Origin of the sequence: Mycobacteroides sp. PCS013 (genome assembly GCF_049532645.1) — a bacterium.
GTDB lineage: Bacteria > Actinomycetota > Actinomycetes > Mycobacteriales > Mycobacteriaceae > Mycobacterium > Mycobacterium gwanakae.
This window is the reverse complement of record NZ_CP150131.1, coordinates 1,587,576-1,606,173: the sequence shown is the minus strand read 5'-3', so window position 1 is coordinate 1,606,173 and position 18,598 is coordinate 1,587,576. Positions and strand designations below refer to the sequence as shown.

The following is an 18,598-nucleotide window of genomic DNA, read 5'->3' as shown; positions in this document are numbered from 1 at the left end:
AGGCCACCGGCGCCCATGTGCCCGCGCGGGAACCGGCTAAATCACCACTGAGGAAGGCAGACTCATGAGCCAGAATGTCGCCGACTACATCGTGCAGCGCCTGCGTCAATGGGACGTGGACGAGATCTTCGGTTATCCAGGAGATGGAATCAACGGGCTGCTCGGCGCGTTGGGGCGCGCAGGCAACCAACCTATGTTCGTCCAGACACGCCACGAAGAGATGGCGGCGCTCGCGGCCACTGGATACGCCAAGTTCTCGGGGAAGGTCGGGGTGTGCGCGGCGACGTCAGGACCGGGCGCCATTCATCTCCTCAACGGCCTCTACGACGCCAAGCTCGACCGTGTCCCCGTTGTCGCGATTGTCGGCCAAACGGCCCGCACCGCGATGGGAGGCAGATATCAGCAAGAGGTCGACCTACAGACCCTGCTCAGTGATGTGTCCGGTGACTACACGATCGAAGTCGCGGTGCCCAGCCAACTACCGGTGGTGCTTGATCGTGCATTTCGCACCGCCAGATCGAGTCGGGGGCCGGCAGTGGTGATCGTCCCGTCAGATCTGCAATTGGAGAAGTACCAGCCCCCGGCGCATGCGTTCAAAGAAGTTCCGTCGAGCGACCCGTGCGATGCCGTCGGCACGTTGGAACCCCCTGCCAGGGCTGTGGAACGCGCTGCAGAGATCCTCAACGACGGCTCGCGGGTGGCAATCCTCATCGGCCAGGGCGCCCGGAATGCGGCCCCGGAGGTCAGTGACGTGGCCGAACTGACCGGCGCTGGTGTCGCGAAGGCACTCCTGGGCAAGGATGTACTACCGGATGACTTGCCATACGTCACCGGCTCGATCGGACTGTTGGGGACGCGCGCGAGTTATGAACTGATGCGCGACTGCGACACCCTGCTCATCGTCGGTTCCAACTTCCCGTATAGCCAATACCTGCCAGAGTTCGGCCAGGCGCGCGCCATTCAGATTGATTCGGATGGCGCGACGGTAGGCATGCGATACCCCACCGAAATCAACATCGTCGCCGATGCCAGGGCAGCCTTGGCGGCGTTGATACCACTGCTGCAACGCAAACCCGACAGAGCTTGGCGCGAGGGTATCGAGGACGGTGTCCGGCGTTGGTGGTCGGTAGTCGAACAACAAAGCATGTTGTCTGCCAACGCCATCAACCCCATGAGAGTGGTCTGGGAGTTGTCTTCTCGCCTACCCGGTAACGCCATCGTCACGGCAGACTCCGGGTCGTCGACGACGTGGTACGCACGCTGTCTACGCTTCGGCGTTGACGCTCGCGGCTCCTTGTCGGGAACGCTCGCCACGATGGGAAGCGCCGTGCCGTATGGAATCGGCGCCAAGTTCGCTCACCCCGACCGTCCCGTGATCGCGCTCGTGGGCGACGGCGCAATGCAAATGAATGGATTGAACGAACTGCTCACGATCACGCGGTATCGCGACAAATGGTATGACCAGCCATTTATCGTGTGCGTCTTCCATAATGACGATTTGAACCAGGTGACCTGGGAGATGCGTGCCATGGCGGGTGCCCCGAAATTCGAACCTTCACAGTCCCTCCCGGAAGTTTCATATGCCGATCTCGCCACGACCATGGGCTGGAACGCCATCACTGTGCGCGAAGACGATGCCGTGGCCCCGGCCTGGGACCGAGCCCTCGCCACACGTGGATTGACTCTGCTCGACATGTATTGCGATCCGGAAGTCCCGCCGCTACCTCCGCATGTGGACTACGAGCAAGTGAAAAACCTGGGCCACGCCGTGCTGCGCGGCGACCCAAATGCTTCGCACCTACTATCCCAAGGCGCAAAGGCCAAGGCTCAGGAATTCATCGCGGGCCGCTAGCCGTGCGCGGTAACCCGAATTGATCGCAACGACGGATCCGCTGGATCGGGCAGAGTCATACCGGCCTCCGCGCCCGAGCGAAGGTAGTCGAGCACTGGCCTCGTGAGTCGCTCCCCCGGCACCACCACCGGGATACCTGGCGGATACGGCGTAACCTGTTCGGCCGCAACGCGGCCCGGCGCATCCTCGACGGCGATGGTCTCTACCTCGCCGAAGAACGCGTCGCGCGGCAACATCACGCTTTCCAGTTCCAACTGCCGGGGCGGCGGCACATACAAGGGACGCGGACGCGGGAAGCCCTCCGCGGCCGCTCGCCACGCTACGAGAGAACTCAGAAGTCGCTCGGCCGTCAGATCCCGATCGGCGAATGACAGAGTTGCCAGGAAGCGGCGATGATCACTCATCCCCAGATCCAGTTGCTTGTGCTCACGCAACCAGTCGGCCGCCTGATACCCCGACGTTCCGGTACTGGAGATATCAACGAGTACCTGCAGGCGATCCAGATCGTGCGAGGCCTCGACTCCGAGCAGTTGTTCCTCGAGTACTTCCAGGCCCGGAATGCGCGCGATCTCAGATCGAACTCCTGCCGCCAAATCAAGTGCGCTCGCGAGTAATTCATGTCCATGCTCGACCATTTGACGGCGCCAGCCATCCATCGCCGCATAGACCATTACGTTGGGACTGGTGGTCATCAGCAAGTCCGCGCATGCCGAAAGTCTTTCTGGGTCAACGAGAATTCCCTGGAGATGGAACACCGATCCCTGCTCGAAGCCGGCACCCATCTTGTGCACACTCACCACGCATACGTCGGCCCCGGCGTCCATGGCCCACGTCGGCAGCCGCTCGTGAAAGGGCAAATGAGCCCCCCACGCCTCGTCGACTATCAGGGGCTTGCCGCGGCGGTGGCAGACCCGTGCGATCCCGCCGATATCGGCGCACGTGCCGTACGGACTGGGACTGACGATCAGAGCGCCGGCGGCCTCAGGGTGCTCGCGCCACGTCTGCTCAACCTGTTCTGGTGATGGTGGATGCGAGATGTGCCGCTGCGTATCCCAGCGTGGGGTGATCCATCGTGGTTGAACACCGGAGAAGATCAGTCCCGCGACGATCGACTTGTGGCTGTCGCGGCAGACCAGCAGTCCACCGTCGGATCCGCCCGCGACTGCCATCATCGCGGCCTTGACGGAAAGCGAACTACCACAGGTGGAGAAGAACGCGTATGACGCACCCACCGCGTCCGCCATCAACGATTCCGCCTGAGCGAGGAAGCGTCCCGACGCACGGCGATCGTCGAGGCCACCGCTGGCCAGAAGATCACTGCGAAAAGGTTCCGTCCCTAGCACTCCCGTGACGCGCGCGTCCACTCCGCGCCCCTGCCGATGCCCGGGTGGCGTAAAGCCGTAACGGCCTTCACGGTGGTACCGGTCCACCGCATCCAGGAGGGGTGTCTGGCTGTGGTCCACTAATCGTTACCGGAAATGGGCGCCGTCTGATCTTGTCTTGTGCCATACATGACGAGCCGAATACCCTATGGGTAGTTCGCTAAACACAACAGGTGCCGCCCACCCGGACGGTGCCTTCGAGGGATGTCGGATGGTGAGGTCGCGGTCACGGCATGTCTGATGATCTATTCGAATCGGCGGCGGACGCCGACTTGGAGCAGGCGCTGGCGGGCGGCGCGCCGCAGCACGTCGGCTGGTTTCGCTTTTACTTCGCGGACGAACGGTGGGAGTGGTCTGCCGAGGTTGCACAAATGCATGGTTATGACCCGGAAGAGATCACGCCGACCACCGAAATCGTGCTCTCCCATAAACATCCCGACGACTTCCGGCAGGTTGCGGCTACGCTCGACGAAATTCGACGTACGGCCCAGGCCTTCAGCACTCGTCATCGCATCATCGACCTACAGCAGAGAGTGCACCACGTTGTCGTGATCGGAGACCGGCTGTACGACGATCGCGGCACCGTTATCGGAACTCACGGCTTCTACGTCGACGTCACCCCGTCCGCGCACCAAGACCACGAGGATTCGCTGACTGCCGCTGTCGTAGAAATCGCCGAGAGCCGAGGGATCATCGAGCAGGCCAAGGGCATGTTGATGCTGGTGTACCGACTCAACGCGGATGCGGCATTTGAGCTACTGAAGTGGCGGTCGCAAGAGAACAACGTGAAATTGCGTGCACTTGCCCAGCAGATCGTCACCGACTTTCAAAGTCTGGACTTCGGCAAGGACCTGCCCGCACGATCGGAATACGACCGCCTACTACTCACCACTCACCAACGCGTTCCCCAGTAGGAGTTTGACCACACGCCGTTCCGGGAAGTCTGCTCACGCGGGACCCAGGGAAGGGCGCGAATGAACGCTCCGATGTACAGCGACCGAACACGAAAGTCACGGGATAAGGCAGCTTTCGGAAAGGCGGCGTGGTTCAGCGTCGTGGTCGTGGTGGCTGCCGGTATCACCCTGATCACGTCCGTGATGTGGATGGGACAGTGTTCGATCAGTCTGGACGTCGATGAGGCGCTTTGCGGGCGGCACGGCACGCCGATGATTGCGCTGGCCTCGCCCGCGGTGCTCTTGATCGGCGGGATTGTTGCGTTTGTGCAAACCTACCGAAGCTGGAAGCGCCAGGATAGCTGGTGGATCTGGCAGGGCGCCGGCTGGTTCCTGCTGTTGCTCATGGTGGTGAACCTCATGTTTGCCGGCCGGATGATGACGACCTGACCACGCCCGCGGGTTTGATCAGCGGTATCGCGGGTATTGCTGCGGCATGACCATTGCCCGGAAGCCATCTCGCGCGCTAGCCGCGAAGCGCCGGCACCCCCTGGCCGTTAGGAGACAGCATGCACGAGTCAGCTGACGACCCAGTGGATCATGCCCGCACGTTTCGTCCGCACGCCGGCGAGGCTCTGACGGACAGAGCGTCCTGGCCGGGATTGGCGCTCATCGCGCTCGGCATCACCGTGGTGGTACTGGGACTCACCGCGGCCGGCTACCGGTACTACGGCTGGGCATCGATTGCAGGCGTTTCGGCCTTCGCGTTCTTCCTTCTTGGGTGGCTCTGGCTCCACATCGAACGCAAACGCGTCCGTGAAATGGAAGATGCGTGGCACCAAGAGCATTCGGAACCTCGCCACGATTGAACAAACCCTGGCAGCGGCGAATCCTGCTCTTGCGCCTAGTACACCGCTGAAACACGTTCGTATCGAGCGCTGCACGGTAGGAGTCTATTTAACAGATTGCAGTGCAGGGCAATTCGGGCGAGGAGTAAGAGGAGCGTAGCGATGCGTAGTGGCACCCATCCACACGGCCCGGCCGTGTATCCGTCCGAGGTGAACCAGCGGCTTTCGGCGTTCGACAAGTTCGCGACGCTGATGTCCGGATATGTCTCGCAACCATGGTTCTTTGTGATGTGCGTTCTGATCGTGGTGTTGTGGGCCCCCACGTTCGTCTTGTTCAACATCGACACCTGGCAGCTGATCATCAACACGCTGACCACCATCATTACCTTTCTGCTGGTCGCACTCTTGCAGAACACGCAAAGACGATCGGACAACGCGGTACAGCAGAAGCTCAACGGGATCGCCGACGGACTGGCCGACATCGCCGATGCACTGGGACAGATGAACCCGAACTTGGCGCGACAATTGAGCCGAGACCGCGCGGATCTACTGGACGCGGTGGGGCTTGAGGAACACGAAAGCACCGACTCCTCATGAGTCGCGCAAATCGATGATTGAGTCCATGGTGCACGGGGTAGGTCACACCTATCATGAACGCACAGGCACTGCAGACACTCTGCGAATTGCGTTGCTGCAAGGCGTGCTTACCCATTTTCGCCGGCGGCACTCGCCCGTGCCCCATGCGCACGCGGTGCAAGCCCTCTCATGCAGACCGATCAGCTCGAGCACCCCTAGGCCCGTATAGCAGCAGAAGACGTAGACTGACGTTACCTAAGTGCATCGGCTACGCCCGGAGTTCGGAGTGGATGCCGAACGGGCACGTCCAGGTATTGGTTGTGCGCCGATGATCCGGGTAATCTCGAACGCAGGAAATGTTGGGAGAGATATGACCGAGACTCACATCACTGAATCCGGCAGTCATGCGGGCGACCGGTCTCTCACACTCCAAATAGCTGCTCGGCTAGACAATCTGGCGATGATACGTACCGTCGTAGGCGCGGCAGCGACGTTCGATGACATCGATATGGACACGGTGGCCGACCTGAAACTAGCCACCGACGAAGCGTGCACTCGGCTGATCCGGGCGTCGGTGTCCGAGGCCACACTCACCGTTCGGTTGGATTTTCATTCGGATCGTCTGGGCATCGTGGCCTTTACGCAGTGTCTGCCCGGGGATGTGTTTCCGCTCGATAGCTTCAGCTGGCATGTTCTCAGATCGCTGGTAGACCACATTGAGGTTTTCGAACGGGATCGCTCGGCCGACGAGACAGGTCGTGTCGTCGGCGTGACGATGAGCACGGGACGGCGTACCCCTGCGGCAGTGCATGTGGCGCACGGTTAAATACCTCTGATACAACGCTTTTCGACTACAGCGCCAACTTGCTCCACACCTCGGGAATCGAATCGCTCATCGGGAACGTGCTGCTGTCCCCGCTGATCTCGAGCAGCTTGGCGACGGCGCGTCCGGGAATCACCGACCAGTCGATCCCTTCCACCGCACAGTGGCGGCGTATCTCGTCGAGTGCCACCAAACCGTCGGTTCCGAAGAACCGCAGCCCTTCTAGATCGAGCACCAAAGCGCGGTGCCCATCAAGATAGCGCGTTGCATACTCCGTGAGGTGGCCGGCGTTGACCGCGTCAATCTCGCCCGTGACGCTTACGAGGATCGCAGATGGGCGGTGCCAGTGCGCCGTGAACTGCGCGGTGTCGTCCGTTGATGAAAATAGCGAAATAACACCCGTTTTGGTTCGAGCCGCGAAACGTGATGCATTCTGGTCACTGATAGACATGTATGACTCCAACGATCGAAGTGTGCATTCGTCGGATCGGAGACACCAGGCTACTAGCCGATATAGAAGCCCGACGCTGCACTGGCATCTACAGATCCTGCGCGGCTGTGGACTCAACCTGACGATGACGCTACGCCGACTCGCGTTCGTGCACAATGCTTCTAGCTGCCTAGGTGGCCCAACGCAAACATGGGCGTCCTACGCGGTCAGGTGTTTACGCTGTAAAGCTAATTTTGATGACTGTGAGCCGGATCGGGTTCAGCGTCCGGAACACTGGGCATGAGCGCCACAAGTGCGCAGTGCCCGACAGCAGGGGCGTTCAACGGATAGCCCTGCCGCACGAAGCCTGCGAAGCATCGTACAAGTCGAAGTGCGTCCACCGCTCACCTCCAGATACGTTGAGCTGGACATACACGTACCCGGTGATGACGCCGTTCAATCCATAGAAAACACGCGTGAGACCTACTGCAACTGTTCCCGGAGATGCCGCAGCGTGTCACTGAGGATCCGCGACACATGCATCTGGGATACGCCGATCTCGTCGGCGATCTGACTCTGGGTCATGCCTTTGAAGAATCGAAGCTCGAGGACCGTGCGCTCGCGACGCGGCAACCCAGCCAGCAGCGGGCGTACTGCCTCACGATTGGTGACGTGTTCCAGTGCCGGGTCGATGCCACCGAGCAGGTCCCCTACATGCTTGGATTCGTCATCTCCGTGGGTCAGAGGCGCCTCGATTGACTGCGGCTGATAGGCATCCGCCGCGACCAGGCTCTCAACGACGTCCTCACGGCTGATCCCCAACTCCGCTGCCAACTCGCTAGCTGTGGGCGCACGCTGCAGCGTCTGGGTCAGTTCCGCTGTGGCCCTGGCGATCTGGACATGCCTGTCCCGGATCGCACGCGGCACATGCATTGACCACCCGTGATCGCGGAAGTATCGACGCACCTCCCCCATCATGGTGGGAACAGCGAAACCAAGGAAATTCGCGCCCTTTTCGGGGTCAAACCGGTTGACCGCATTCATCAATCCGACCCGCGCGACTTGAACCAGGTCCTCGAGGTCGACACCACGACGATCGAAATGCCGTGCGACATTGTCTGCCAGCGGTAAGCACCTGGTCACAATCTGCTCGCGGCCACGGTGATACGCGGAGCCATCGGAGGGCATCTCGCGGAGGGCCAGGAACATGTCGGGAACATCCGAATAGTCGTCCGCCGCACCGCCCGACTTGGGTTTAGCCGCCGGGCGCCCGGTATCCGGAACATCCACAGGGCATTCCATGTAGTGAACCCTCTCAACGCTGTCCACGACGCAGCTCGTTGCGATTTGGCCGATCACGTCGGCGAGCTGCGCGTGCATTAAATAGCCGGCCGCTGCCAGTGGGTCCTCTCACGCGGGCCATACGCGCGCCACATCTGCTTCCCCCACACTAAGCGGATATTGCGATGGGCACCACCCCATGGCGAATCCGCGCGCACCGGACCGCGCGCCGATCAGGTGTTTATGCAACGCAATGTATTTCGATGCCGCCAGCTGACGCGATGAGGCAGGTATGACATCGCCGGGCGTTGTGGAGCTGACTTCTTCTCGGGGAGTGGAGATTTGGCACGAGTAGTCGATCTTCTCAGGCTTCATGACCAGGAATGAGCCCCGTGACGTCGCTGAACGCTACATAGCCATGCAACTCATCGGGCCCCATGATGGCGACAGGTGAGAGCACGTGGCCGACGTGATCTCCGAGTTTGATGCGCGCCAGGATCTCGCCCACGAACCACGCCGAGGATTGGTCGAGTATCGCTGCGCCATGCGGACCCAGACGCCAGGAACACCTCGCGAACTTGTCAACGTTGTCACCGGTCTCCTCGCCAAAAAGGCGCACCAGCTCGCCCTCTACCTGAGGTATCACGTGGACCGTCAAATGGCTGGCCGCCTGCGAAACCCGCCACGTGTGGTTCTGTTCCGACAGTCCGACAAGAAACAGCGGCGGATTCATACTGATCTGCGTCGCAAATCCGACCAGGCAACCCGAAGGTCCATCGATTCCCTGCACAGTCACGAGGTACATCGGGTGATCCAGTTGGCCCATGAGCTTGGTGAAATCTGACTGCACCTCGGAGTCCGATGAAGCTGTGTTCACCATTGTCATCTCCGTTCCTCGGCTACATCTAATAGTCCTACCCGTTTGGCGCTATGGGAAACGGGTAGGCAAGCGGTGACGTACGACTGGCCACGAGAGACGGAGTGATTTGTGCCGAGTGCGATAGCAAGAGCAGCGCTGACCGATGAGGAGTTCAGACAAATAGACTCCTACTGGCGAGCCGCCAATTATCTGTCGGTCGGCCAGATCTATCTGCTGGACAATCCCCTACTGCGCGAACCACTCACCGCTAGCCATATCAAGCCACGCCTGCTGGGCCACTGGGGCACGACCCCTGGTCTCAACATCGTCTACGCACATCTCAATCGAGTTATCCGGCAAAGGGATGCCAACGTCATGCTGGTTACCGGGCCGGGGCACGGAGGACCGGGCGTGGTTGCCAATACCTACCTCGATGGCAGCTACAGCCATTTCTATGCGCACATTGACCAGAGCTTCGAGGGTATGCGAAAGCTGTTTCGGCAGTTCTCTTTTCCCGGCGGTATTCCCAGTCATACGGCACCTGAGACTCCCGGATCTATCCATGAGGGCGGCGAGCTCGGATACGCGCTCGCCCACGCCTACGGAGCAGCCTTCGACAACCCGGATTTGGTGGTCGCGTGCGTCATCGGGGACGGGGAAGCGGAGACGGGCCCCTTGGCGGCCAGTTGGCACTCGAACAAGTTCCTGAACCCGACCACGGATGGTGCGGTCTTGCCGATACTGCACCTGAACGGCTACAAGATCGCGAATCCGACCGTGCTGGACAGAATTCCCCCGGACGATCTCCATTCGCTACTAAGCGGGTACGGCCACGATCCCTGCATGGTGAGCGGAGACGACCCCGCCGAGGTTCACCAGCAGTTGGCCTCCGCATTCGACTGGGCCTTTGACCGTATCGTCGACATTCAGCAGGATTCTCGTCGGCAACAGACGGCATGCCTTCCCCGTTGGCCGCTCATTGTCCTGCGCACACCCAAGGGGTGGACCGGCCCGAAGACGGTTGAGGGCTTACCCGTGGAAGGGACGTGGCGGTCGCATCAGGTCCCACTCTCCGAATGCCGTACCAATCCTTCGCAATTGACTCAGCTTGCGGACTGGATGGAGAGCTACCGTCCGAATGAGCTTTTCGACGACGATGGGGCGCTGCGTCCAGAGGTCGCCGAGCTTGCCCCTCGCGGCTCGAAGACGATCGGGCGTAACTCACATGCCAACGGCGGCCTGTTAGCGCGTGACCTCAACCTGCCAGACGTCGATCGCTACGCCGTGCCCGCAGCGAGACCCGGAACTGCGAACACCGAGGCCACAAAGGTTCTGGGCTCGTATCTTCGCGATGTCATTGAGCGTAACCCGACGGTTTTCCGTCTGATGGGGCCCGATGAAACCGCTTCCAACCGGTTGTCGGCGGTCTATGAACGCAGCGACAAAGTATGGCTGGCGCGCACCGAGTCAACAGATGAACACTTGGCACCCACGGGCAGGGTCATGGAAGTACTCTCCGAACACCTCTGCCAAGGCTGGCTGGAGGGATATCTGCTCACTGGCAGACACGGCATATTCAATTGTTACGAAGCTTTCGCCCACATCGTCGACTCGATGCTCAACCAGCATGTTAAATGGCTGTCGAGCAGTGCTCAGATCCCGTGGCGGCACGCCATCCCTTCGTTGAACTACCTACTAACTTCGCATGTTTGGCGCCAGGACCATAACGGCGCGTCCCATCAGGATCCCGGTTTCATCGACCATGTGGCCAACAAGCGGCCCGAAGTGGTGCGCGTCTATCTTCCTCCCGATGCCAACACTCTTCTTGCAGTCACCGATCACTGTCTTCGCAGCCGCCATTACGTCAATGTCGTAGTGGCGGGCAAGCAGCCGGCGTTGACCTACATGGAAATGGATACCGCGCGGGCGCATTGCGCACGCGGGCTAGGCATCTGGGATTGGGCAAGCAATACCTCGAACGAACCGGATGTCGTACTGGCCTGCGCCGGGGATGTACCCACCCTGGAAACTCTGGCCGCCGCCGACATCCTCCGGCGAAGACTGCCCGAACTTGCATTCCGCGTGATCAATGTCGTGGACATCATGCGACTACAACCCGATTCCGAGCATCCGCATGGCATGTCGCACAACGATTTCAATGCACTCTTCACGCCGGACAAACCGATCATCTTCGCCTATCACGGCTATCCGTGGTTGATCCATCGGCTCGCCTATCGACACACCAACCATGACCGGATGCACGTCCGCGGGTTCAAGGATCGCGGCACCACCACCACTCCATTTGACATGGTGATGCTCAACGACCTGGACCGCTTCCACCTCGTCATGGATGTGATCGATAGAGTCGGGGGAATGGGTGTCCGGGCGGCGAACCTTCGACAGGACATGGTCGATGCCCGAATCGCAGCGCGTCGATACACCCGAGAACACGGCCGCGATGATCCCGCCATCGCGGACTGGGTATGGGAACACGAACGTGCCCCCTCGGCCTCGCCACTCTAGGCGGCGTCCCCGATCCAACGGGCGGAATGCCCGATCTTGGAGTGGCCCTCGGTACTGAGGGCGTGCATGAACTCGTACTGCCGGCGCGAGCCGTTACGCGCCTGCCTGAGGCGGCCACCGGGCAGCACGAAATTCGCGCCGGTACGCAACAGGTTCACCGGAATTCGCAGCATCGGATACCACGGAGGCATGTACGTGGGCAGCCCGAGTCTGCGCATCTGCGCCCGGCCGATGTACGTCGTGGTAATCGAAATATGCTGTGCCCATGCGATTCTACGGCGAATAGCCTCGAGATTCGAGTAACGCCAACGCAGCGGATCTTCGGCCATCGGCACTGCCATTGCCCGGCTGGTCTCATCGGGGCGATGCAACGACATCAGGTAGTGATAGAGCCGCTTCATCGCGTCGCGGAAACTCACCGGAAGGTATTGTTCCTCGACACCCATGAGCCACCCCACATACCGCGTCAGGTGCGCGACATCTTCCAGTTCGCCAGGTGTCGCTATGATGCCAAACGACACCGATAGCACCGCCGGTACGTAGATCGCACCGAGAATGGTTGCCGCCATATCGGTTTGGTTGATCGGCACGCCCCAGTCCTGGCCCCGCCATTCCGGTAGGGCTTGGACATGCCGCCTCACCAGTGCATGAATCAGCCGAACATGCAGAGTCGCCTGGTAACCGGCCCCCTGCGGCAAGAGACCGTCATCGGCGATCGTGCTGAGCGCCCATTGCATGGTTTCGGCGAAACGCTGAGCGCTCCCACTTTTCCCGCTCTGTCCCGTCTTGGTGAGAAGAAGTGTCCGATTGATACCCGACGCGGCGAAACCGCCCAGGAATGGGACGTCTCTGGCTAGGAAGATCGTGTCGAGGCCGCCACGCTGAAAGAGCTGCTGCCCGGCCCGAATTCGTGCCCAATCAACCCAATCCGGCGTTGCCTCGAGGCGCTCGAAGAAGACGCGCAGCGGTTCGGGAGGATTATCGAGGCCGCGGATCCCTTCGGCCATCGCCTGGTTGAAAAGCACTCGTGCGGAATCCATCCCGTGCGAGTACATCCAATCGACCAGGTCGTCCGTCGGCTGGTCCCCCACGTTCAACGCGTCGCCGATGGTGCGCCATTCGGTGTCGGTTGGCGGGCCGATCAGCATTGCCCTGGCGAGCAGGCCGATGACGGGCACCTTGCCGCGGTCTCGAGGATGGCGGGCCGGGACGGAGGTGGCTGCACGGGGCGCCATAAGCGGTTCCTTCCGGAGTCGGAGGCACTTCTGGTGGAAGTCTCCACCAGAAGTTGTATTTGTGCAAGCACTCCACCACAATGGGTACATGGCAGCCATACGCGGTTACGGTGGGATATCTGCTGATCAGCGACGCACCGAGCGCCGCGCGCGCCTGCTGGACGCCTCGCTGGAAGTTGTGGGCTCACAGGGCTACAGCAGCCTCTCGGTCTCGGGTTTGTGCCAGACCACGGGATTGAATGACCGGTACTTCTATGAGCACTTCGAGAATCGCCACGCGATTTTCATGGCACTGGTCGATGAACTGGCGACGCAGACCTTGGCAGCCATGACCGATGCCATCGCGGCATCCGGGACCGACGAGCGTCAGGTCGTACGTGCCGGGTTGGGCGCCTGCATTGATCTGCTTACCGGGGATCCACGTAAGGCCCGCGTGGTGTTTGTCGAAGCCCCCGCGCACAGCTCACATCAACATCGCACCCAGGTACGCGACATGTTCATCGCGTTGATGCGCGCCCAGGCGAGCCGCATGTCTGCCGGCGTCTTATCGCAGGATCTGGACCAGAGAGTCACCCTTGCGGGCGTCCAGTTGTTCGGTGCGCTCATGGAGAGCGTGACGAGTTGGCTTGCCGGTGACCTTGCCATCAGTAAGAACCAGCTGATCGATCTCAGTGCCGATCTCCTGTTGACGGTGGCCAATCACGCGCTGGCCGTTGACAACATCTCCTCTGCCTGAAGTTGCAGGCTACTTACCGGTGCGCTCGCGATGCTTGCATCCGGGCCAACAACACGGCCGCCGCTTTCCTTCTTCGAGTTCCTCTTGGGTCCGCCGTATGCGGCGTTCCCGCGTCGCGTCCTGCTTGGCATCCTCCACCCAGCAGATGAACTCATTGCGCCCCAGCGGTGTGATGTCTTGCCATAGGGCCAGAGCCGTGGGGTTCCCGATCAGCGCGGTGCGTAAGTCTGCGGGCAGCGTGTGCACCACCCCGCCAGGCACCTGCTTACTCACGGCGCAGGGCTGCCCTGGGCCGGAGCCGCGGGCTCATAGCCGGGCGGCGCGGGATCCTTCAGCGAGGTATACCCAGGAGGCAGCGGGGGCCCCGAGGGCGCCGGTGCATACGGGTCCCTGATCCTTCCAGGATTGGAGGACTCTGGGGCATTTGTCGAGATGTATCCCGGTGGCAGCTGCGGAGCGGGACCCGCGCCGGCGGGCCGTCCGGCGACACCTTCGGGCGTATCGAGTGGACCGTCGTGGGCTTGATGCCAAAGGTCGCGGATGGTCCCCAACGGGCCGCTCGAGCCCGAGCCGTAGGTGGGGTTCGCAATCTCGGGAACCGCGGGCTGAGCCGGTGGCGGAGGTGGCGGGCCCAGGGGGCCGGTGGCAGCTGCCGCCGCATCCGGAGTCGAGGGTCCCGGCGCAGGTCCGGGCACCCCGGGATCCGCGATGGCAGGGACCGACAGGGTTAGCGTGGCACCGGCGACGATTACGCCAGCGACAAACAGCTTGGCTGCGTCCATCGGCTCATCGTCGCATAGTCATTCTGCAGCCGCTGGTCAGCGACACCGGATGATTAGGCTCCCCGACATGATCAGCAGACGCGGATTTTCCACAGTGGCGCTCGCTGCAGCGATCGGCGCGACGACCCTCGGGGCATGCTCGAACGGTGCCCGAGTCGACGCGACGCGACCGCGCACACAGTTCCCTGCGCTCAAACAGATCGACGCGGGCCCGCTCAACGTCGGGTACGTCGATGAGGGGCCACCCGATGGACCACCGGTGATTCTGCTGCACGGTTGGCCCTATGACATTCACAGCTATCTGGACGTGGTGCCGCTTCTGACCGCCAAAGGATTTCGGGTTCTGGTCCCCTATCTGCGTGGATACGGCAGTACCCGCTTCAGGTCCGCCGACACCGTGCGCAACGGTCAACAAGCCGCAATTGCCAGCGATGTCATCGACTTCATGGACGCAGTGAAGATCCCGTCGGCCATCCTCGGCGGCTTCGACTGGGGCGCCCGCAACGCCGACATTGTGGCCGCCATCTGGCCCGAGCGTGTCAAGGCCCTGGTCGCAGTCAGCGGTTACATCATCGTGAATCTCGAAGCCAACCAGCAGCCACTGTCACCACAGGCCGAACTTGGCTGGTGGTACCAGTACTACTTCTCCACCGACCGTGGCCTGCGGGGATATCGGCAGAACACTCGCGACTTCAACAAGCTCATCTGGCACAACGCCTCACCGACATGGAACTTCGACGACAGCACCTATGACCGCTCGGCCGGCGCCTTCGACAACCCCGACCATGTCGACATCGTCATACACAACTATCGGTGGCGGCTCGGGCTGGCCAAGGGCGAACCACGCTACGACGCCCTCGAGGCCAAGCTGGCGGCCAAGCCAACCATCGGCGTGCCAACCATCACGATCGGTAGCGATTTCGACGGGCCGGCCAAGGACGGGGCAACCTACCGGAAGATGTTCACGGGCAAGTACTCCCACCGGATCCTGGACGGGATCGGCCACAACGTCCCGCAGGAGGCGCCCAAGGATTTCGCCGCCGCGATCATCGATGCGAACGCCCTTTAGGTTCTCCACGAAGGGCACCCGCCTAGAATCACCATCGAACAGGCGAACAGGTAGGGAATGAACTCACTCGGAATGTCGATCGGGGCTACACAGCTGGTCGCCACCGACGGCAACCCTGACGGCGTTCCTGTCGTGCGGGCATCGATGCTCGCCTTGCATGACGATCGGCCCTCCGAGGTCGGCATCCCGAAGGAGCCTGGCCTGGGCCTGACCGGATTTGTCGATCGCGTCGGAGATCCCGTCGGAATCGTGGGTGCGGACGGATCGGTGCACAGCGCCGATTGGGTCATGGCAGAAGCCATCCGGGTCATGATCGCCGACGCTGCGGTGGTGGCCAGTTTCGAAACTCCCCCGGCGCTCGCGGCCGCCATCCCCGCACATTGGGGCGCGCAGTCCATCGCCGCGTTGCGCGCCGCCATCGACAAAGTGCCTGCCCTGGCGCCTGGCGGGCGGCCGATGAAGCTGGTGCCCGATGCGCGCGCGGCATTGGTGAGCCTGCGCGATCGCGTCCCCGATCACGGAGTGGTTGTCGTCTGTGATCTGGGCGGAACGGGCACAAGCATCACGTTGGCCGACGCCACAAGCAATTTCGAGCCCGTCGGCGAGACTGTTCGTCATCGCGACTTCTCCGGACAACGTATCGACCAGGAACTCCTGGCCCAGGTCCTCACCGGCCTCGACCAGGATCCGGACGGCACCGCATCGTTGGGTGCCTTGACCCGCCTGCGTGAACGGTGTCGCGCGGCCAAGGAGCATCTGTCGACCGATACGACCACCGTGGTTCCCGTCGAGCTTCCCGGCCTCACCGCCGATGTGCGGCTCACCCGAAGCGAGCTGGAAGACCGGATCCGAGGCCCGCTTGCCGCGTTGATCACAACCATCCAAGAAACTCTGGAACGCAACAACATTCCTTCCGCTGGCGTCAGTGCCGTCCTCACCATCGGGGGCGGCGCCGGCATTCCTCTTGTGACTCAGCAGCTTTCCGAACGATTGCGATGCCCGATCATCGCCGCACCACAGCCCCAGCTCGCCGCCGCATTCGGGGCCGCCGTGATGGCCGGTCAACCAGACGAGACACCATCGCTCGAAGCGACCATGATGCGGCCGGTGCCGACGGGCGAGGAAACCGCGAAAAGCCCGGCATCCAAGCCCATCGACACCGTCGAGTCCGATAGCTTTGCCTGGTCCCAAGCCGATACTTCCCCGGAACTGCAGGAGTATCAGGACTACTCGACGCCGGTCACCGCCGCTCGCCCCGAGGTGACCTTCAGCCCCGGACCGGGCGACTACCGTGACACCGACCGGATGCGCTGGTTCCAGCGACCGTTCCTGTGGTTTCTTGCCGCCGCAGTGTTCTCGGCTGCCATATTCACCGCACTATTCATCGCGTGGCAGGACCGCGACGACGCGCCGTCACCGAGTAACCGCACGTCGACCACGACGACGGCGACCAGCACACCCCATCCCTAGCCGCGAATGTTGGCTTAGGCCAGGCAGTGCGAGCTAGAAGACACGAGCGGGAGAGCCCATGACCGGCGCCAGGCGATTCTGGATCGCACTCGTGGTGGGGTTGGCAGCCGGCATCCTGACGTGGACGCTGTTGCAGCGTTGGCAAGTTGCCCTGCTCGCGGTGGTGATCGTCGCCGCGGCCATCAGTGTCGTGTGGGCGCTGATTGTCTTGTGGCCCATGGATCCGGAGCAGACGCGTGCGCGTGCGAGCAGTGAGGACATGGACGACGAGCTCGGCGATGTGGCGATGCTGCTGATACTGGTGGCCAGCCTGTCGGCAATCGGAATACTTCTGATCTCTGCCAATGACGAGGACAAGGGCATCTACGCGGGCCTGTGCATAGGAGCGATACTGACCGTGTGGGCGATGCTGCACACGATCTACGCCGCTCGGTATGCCCGAATCTACTACCAGGACATCCCCGGTGGAATCGACTTCAATTCCACCGTGCCGCCACGCTACGTCGACTTCTACTACTTCTCGTTCAATCTCGGCATGACATATCAGGTCTCTGACACCGCCGTCACCGAGTCGCACATCCGCGACGTTGTCTTGAAACACTGTCTTTTCAGCTACGTCTACGGCACGGTAATCATCGCGTGCACGATCAATCTGGTGATCAATCTCGTCGGATAGATTTAGCCGCGTGCGTGCTGATACCGCGTGGTGTGGAAGTCACGGTTGCCGAATTCCGACTCAATCACGGTGAGACGCTTGAAGTAATGTCCGATGGCGAGTTCCTCGGTCATACCCATGCCGCCGTGCAGCTGAACCGCCTCCTGTCCCACCAGCCTGGCCGCACGCGCGATGGTCGCCTTGGCGGCCGACACCGCCCGGGTACGGCGTGCGCCGTCGAGATTGAGCGAGGCCAGGTACGAGGCCGCGACCGCCTGCTCGACCTCGATATGCATATTCACCATGCGGTGTTGCAGCGCTTGGAAATTAGAGATCGCCACGCCAAACTGCTGACGCTGCTTGGTGTATTCGACGGTGTCGGAAAGGACCTTGCGCAGCATCCCCACCGCCTCGGCCACGGTGGCGGCTGTGGCCTCGTCGAGTGCGGCATCGATCAGGGGCCACGCCTCGTCCACCTCCGAGATACGCGCCGAATCCGGCACGCGCAGGCCGGATATCACCAGATCGCTGGCGTGATGGTCATCGATCGTCCGGTAGTGGTGTACGTCGATCCCCGATGGCGGATCGGCGGGATCGAACGGTATCGCGAATAGTGTGAGACCCGCGGTGTCGGCCGCATCACCGGAGGTCCGCGCGGTGATGATCAGATGGGTCGCGATCGGTGCGTCACTGACCACGATCTTTTGCCCGTCGAGCACCCAGTGCTGTCCATCACGGCGCGCGGTGGTCCGCACGGAATGGAATGCCTGGCCAGAAGTTGGTTCCAGGGCCGCAAATCCGGTGACAACATCGCCGGACGCGATTCCGCCAACGAGTTCTGCGGCAAGGTCAGTGCTCGAGCGCCGCAGCAGCCCGCCACCAAGAACCACGGTGCCGATGAATGGCTCGACCACCAGATGCTGCCCGAGCACCTCGGCGATGACAAGAACTTCCTCCGCGCCGCCACCCAAACCACCGCGCTCCTCAGGCAGTGGCGCGGCGAGGATGCCGAGTTCCTCGGCGAAGGACTTCCACACCTGTGGCTGCCAGCCGACATCCGAGCGCGCCGCACGTCGGCTGGTGTCCAGGGCATAGCGGTTGGACAGGAAGTCCGAGACAGAGTTCTTGAGGAGTTGCTGTTCGTCGGTCAGGTTGAAATCCATGGTGATGTTCGCTCTTGTCTG

Annotated in this window: 19 protein-coding genes; 11 read left to right on the top strand and 8 right to left on the bottom strand. The window is 61.8% G+C overall.

Features of this window, described 5'->3' with window-relative positions; translation table 11 throughout:
* The first annotated feature begins 64 nt into the window (after nucleotides 1-64).
* Nucleotides 65-1,852: a thiamine pyrophosphate-requiring protein gene (locus RHO23_RS07780; RefSeq protein ID WP_064408816.1), complete on the top strand. Its 1,788-nt coding sequence runs from the start codon at nucleotides 65-67 to the stop codon at nucleotides 1,850-1,852.
* Here the strand turns inward: RHO23_RS07780 and RHO23_RS07775 are convergent.
* The gene (locus RHO23_RS07775) at nucleotides 1,849-3,315 is read right to left on the bottom strand and encodes an aminotransferase class I/II-fold pyridoxal phosphate-dependent enzyme (RefSeq protein ID WP_423488887.1); all 1,467 of its coding nucleotides are present in this window, start codon (nucleotides 3,313-3,315) and stop codon (nucleotides 1,849-1,851) included. The two genes, RHO23_RS07780 and RHO23_RS07775, sit on opposite strands and share 4 nt — an antisense overlap.
* Before the next feature lie 152 nt (nucleotides 3,316-3,467).
* Between RHO23_RS07775 and RHO23_RS07770 the strand changes: the two genes are divergently transcribed.
* From RHO23_RS07770 to RHO23_RS07750, 5 genes are all read left to right on the top strand, one after another.
* The gene (locus RHO23_RS07770) at nucleotides 3,468-4,148 is read left to right on the top strand and encodes a PAS and ANTAR domain-containing protein (RefSeq protein WP_064408814.1); all 681 of its coding nucleotides are present in this window, start codon (nucleotides 3,468-3,470) and stop codon (nucleotides 4,146-4,148) included.
* Between the two features lie 60 nt (nucleotides 4,149-4,208).
* Nucleotides 4,209-4,577: a hypothetical protein gene (locus tag RHO23_RS07765; RefSeq protein WP_064408813.1), complete on the top strand. Its 369-nt coding sequence runs from the start codon at nucleotides 4,209-4,211 to the stop codon at nucleotides 4,575-4,577.
* A 119-nt stretch (nucleotides 4,578-4,696) separates the two neighbouring features.
* Entirely contained in the window at nucleotides 4,697-4,996 is a 300-nt protein-coding gene (usfY, locus tag RHO23_RS07760; protein ID WP_070917692.1) for a protein UsfY, read from the top strand.
* Between the two features lie 141 nt (nucleotides 4,997-5,137).
* A complete protein-coding gene (locus tag RHO23_RS07755; protein ID WP_064408811.1) occupies nucleotides 5,138-5,572 on the top strand; it encodes a low affinity iron permease family protein in 435 nt (144 codons plus the stop codon).
* A gap of 349 nt (nucleotides 5,573-5,921) precedes the next feature.
* Nucleotides 5,922-6,377, top strand: a complete 456-nt coding sequence (locus RHO23_RS07750) for an ATP-binding protein (protein WP_064408810.1) — start codon at nucleotides 5,922-5,924, stop codon at nucleotides 6,375-6,377.
* 25 nt (nucleotides 6,378-6,402) lie between these two features.
* On the opposite strand, the gene RHO23_RS07745 is transcribed toward RHO23_RS07750, so the two are convergent.
* The 3 genes from RHO23_RS07745 to RHO23_RS07735 all read right to left on the bottom strand — a co-directional run bounded on the left by RHO23_RS07745 (nucleotide 6,403) and on the right by RHO23_RS07735 (nucleotide 8,965).
* A complete protein-coding gene (locus RHO23_RS07745; protein WP_070917694.1) occupies nucleotides 6,403-6,825 on the bottom strand; it encodes an STAS domain-containing protein in 423 nt (140 codons plus the stop codon).
* 462 nt (nucleotides 6,826-7,287) lie between these two features.
* A complete protein-coding gene (locus tag RHO23_RS07740) occupies nucleotides 7,288-8,106 on the bottom strand; it encodes a SigB/SigF/SigG family RNA polymerase sigma factor (RefSeq protein WP_070917864.1) in 819 nt (272 codons plus the stop codon).
* 343 nt (nucleotides 8,107-8,449) lie between these two features.
* The gene (locus RHO23_RS07735; protein ID WP_423488886.1) at nucleotides 8,450-8,965 is read right to left on the bottom strand and encodes a flavin reductase family protein; all 516 of its coding nucleotides are present in this window, start codon (nucleotides 8,963-8,965) and stop codon (nucleotides 8,450-8,452) included.
* 108 nt (nucleotides 8,966-9,073) lie between these two features.
* Here RHO23_RS07735 and RHO23_RS07730 point away from each other — a divergent pair, with 108 nt between their 5' ends.
* Nucleotides 9,074-11,467, top strand: coding sequence for a phosphoketolase family protein (locus tag RHO23_RS07730; RefSeq protein ID WP_423488885.1), 2,394 nt, complete (start codon nucleotides 9,074-9,076; stop codon nucleotides 11,465-11,467).
* On the opposite strand, the gene RHO23_RS07725 is transcribed toward RHO23_RS07730, so the two are convergent.
* Nucleotides 11,464-12,702 carry an oxygenase MpaB family protein gene (locus RHO23_RS07725; RefSeq protein WP_423488884.1) on the bottom strand — a complete coding sequence of 413 codons (1,239 nt, stop codon included), beginning with the start codon at nucleotides 12,700-12,702 and terminating at the stop codon, nucleotides 11,464-11,466. The two genes, RHO23_RS07730 and RHO23_RS07725, sit on opposite strands and share 4 nt — an antisense overlap.
* Before the next feature lie 88 nt (nucleotides 12,703-12,790).
* Here RHO23_RS07725 and RHO23_RS07720 point away from each other — a divergent pair, with 88 nt between their 5' ends.
* Nucleotides 12,791-13,438 (top strand): TetR/AcrR family transcriptional regulator, encoded by a 648-nt coding sequence (locus RHO23_RS07720; protein ID WP_423488883.1) that lies wholly within the window; start codon nucleotides 12,791-12,793, stop codon nucleotides 13,436-13,438.
* A 9-nt stretch (nucleotides 13,439-13,447) separates the two neighbouring features.
* Here the strand turns inward: RHO23_RS07720 and RHO23_RS07715 are convergent, their stop codons facing one another.
* Together RHO23_RS07715 and RHO23_RS07710 are read right to left on the bottom strand one after the other, a co-directional pair.
* Nucleotides 13,448-13,684, bottom strand: coding sequence for a YdeI/OmpD-associated family protein (locus tag RHO23_RS07715; protein WP_030097861.1), 237 nt, complete (start codon nucleotides 13,682-13,684; stop codon nucleotides 13,448-13,450).
* A gap of 23 nt (nucleotides 13,685-13,707) precedes the next feature.
* Complete coding sequence (locus RHO23_RS07710) at nucleotides 13,708-14,220, bottom strand: hypothetical protein (RefSeq protein ID WP_064408805.1); 513 nt, start codon at nucleotides 14,218-14,220, stop codon at nucleotides 13,708-13,710.
* 67 nt (nucleotides 14,221-14,287) lie between these two features.
* Here RHO23_RS07710 and RHO23_RS07705 point away from each other — a divergent pair, with 67 nt between their 5' ends.
* From RHO23_RS07705 to RHO23_RS07695, 3 genes are read left to right on the top strand one after another with little or no spacing between them, the layout of a single operon-like run.
* Nucleotides 14,288-15,289, top strand: coding sequence for an alpha/beta fold hydrolase (locus tag RHO23_RS07705; protein ID WP_101312771.1), 1,002 nt, complete (start codon nucleotides 14,288-14,290; stop codon nucleotides 15,287-15,289).
* A 57-nt stretch (nucleotides 15,290-15,346) separates the two neighbouring features.
* A complete protein-coding gene (locus RHO23_RS07700) occupies nucleotides 15,347-16,759 on the top strand; it encodes an Hsp70 family protein (protein ID WP_423488882.1) in 1,413 nt (470 codons plus the stop codon).
* 58 nt (nucleotides 16,760-16,817) lie between these two features.
* Complete coding sequence (locus RHO23_RS07695; protein ID WP_423488881.1) at nucleotides 16,818-17,435, top strand: DUF1345 domain-containing protein; 618 nt, start codon at nucleotides 16,818-16,820, stop codon at nucleotides 17,433-17,435.
* Nucleotides 17,436-17,437: 2 nt separating this feature from the next.
* On the opposite strand, the gene RHO23_RS07690 is transcribed toward RHO23_RS07695, so the two are convergent.
* Entirely contained in the window at nucleotides 17,438-18,577 is a 1,140-nt protein-coding gene (locus RHO23_RS07690; protein WP_070940981.1) for an acyl-CoA dehydrogenase family protein, read from the bottom strand.
* Nucleotides 18,578-18,598: the final 21 nt, after the last annotated feature.

Coding starts and splice junctions, on each gene's coding strand:
- RHO23_RS07780 (WP_064408816.1), top strand. CDS start 65: ATGAGCCAGAATGTCGCCGACTACATCGTGCAGCGCCTGCGTCAATGG.
- RHO23_RS07770 (WP_064408814.1), top strand. CDS start 3,468: ATGTCTGATGATCTATTCGAATCGGCGGCGGACGCCGACTTGGAGCAG.
- RHO23_RS07765 (WP_064408813.1), top strand. CDS start 4,209: ATGAACGCTCCGATGTACAGCGACCGAACACGAAAGTCACGGGATAAG.
- usfY (WP_070917692.1), top strand. CDS start 4,697: ATGCACGAGTCAGCTGACGACCCAGTGGATCATGCCCGCACGTTTCGT.
- RHO23_RS07755 (WP_064408811.1), top strand. CDS start 5,138: ATGCGTAGTGGCACCCATCCACACGGCCCGGCCGTGTATCCGTCCGAG.
- RHO23_RS07750 (WP_064408810.1), top strand. CDS start 5,922: ATGACCGAGACTCACATCACTGAATCCGGCAGTCATGCGGGCGACCGG.
- RHO23_RS07745 (WP_070917694.1), bottom strand. CDS start 6,825: ATGTCTATCAGTGACCAGAATGCATCACGTTTCGCGGCTCGAACCAAA.
- RHO23_RS07740 (WP_070917864.1), bottom strand. CDS start 8,106: ATGGAATGCCCTGTGGATGTTCCGGATACCGGGCGCCCGGCGGCTAAA.
- RHO23_RS07735 (WP_423488886.1), bottom strand. CDS start 8,965: ATGGTGAACACAGCTTCATCGGACTCCGAGGTGCAGTCAGATTTCACC.
- RHO23_RS07725 (WP_423488884.1), bottom strand. CDS start 12,702: ATGGCGCCCCGTGCAGCCACCTCCGTCCCGGCCCGCCATCCTCGAGAC.
- RHO23_RS07720 (WP_423488883.1), top strand. CDS start 12,791: ATGGCAGCCATACGCGGTTACGGTGGGATATCTGCTGATCAGCGACGC.
- RHO23_RS07710 (WP_064408805.1), bottom strand. CDS start 14,220: ATGGACGCAGCCAAGCTGTTTGTCGCTGGCGTAATCGTCGCCGGTGCC.
- RHO23_RS07705 (WP_101312771.1), top strand. CDS start 14,288: ATGATCAGCAGACGCGGATTTTCCACAGTGGCGCTCGCTGCAGCGATC.
- RHO23_RS07700 (WP_423488882.1), top strand. CDS start 15,347: ATGAACTCACTCGGAATGTCGATCGGGGCTACACAGCTGGTCGCCACC.
- RHO23_RS07695 (WP_423488881.1), top strand. CDS start 16,818: ATGACCGGCGCCAGGCGATTCTGGATCGCACTCGTGGTGGGGTTGGCA.
- RHO23_RS07690 (WP_070940981.1), bottom strand. CDS start 18,577: ATGGATTTCAACCTGACCGACGAACAGCAACTCCTCAAGAACTCTGTC.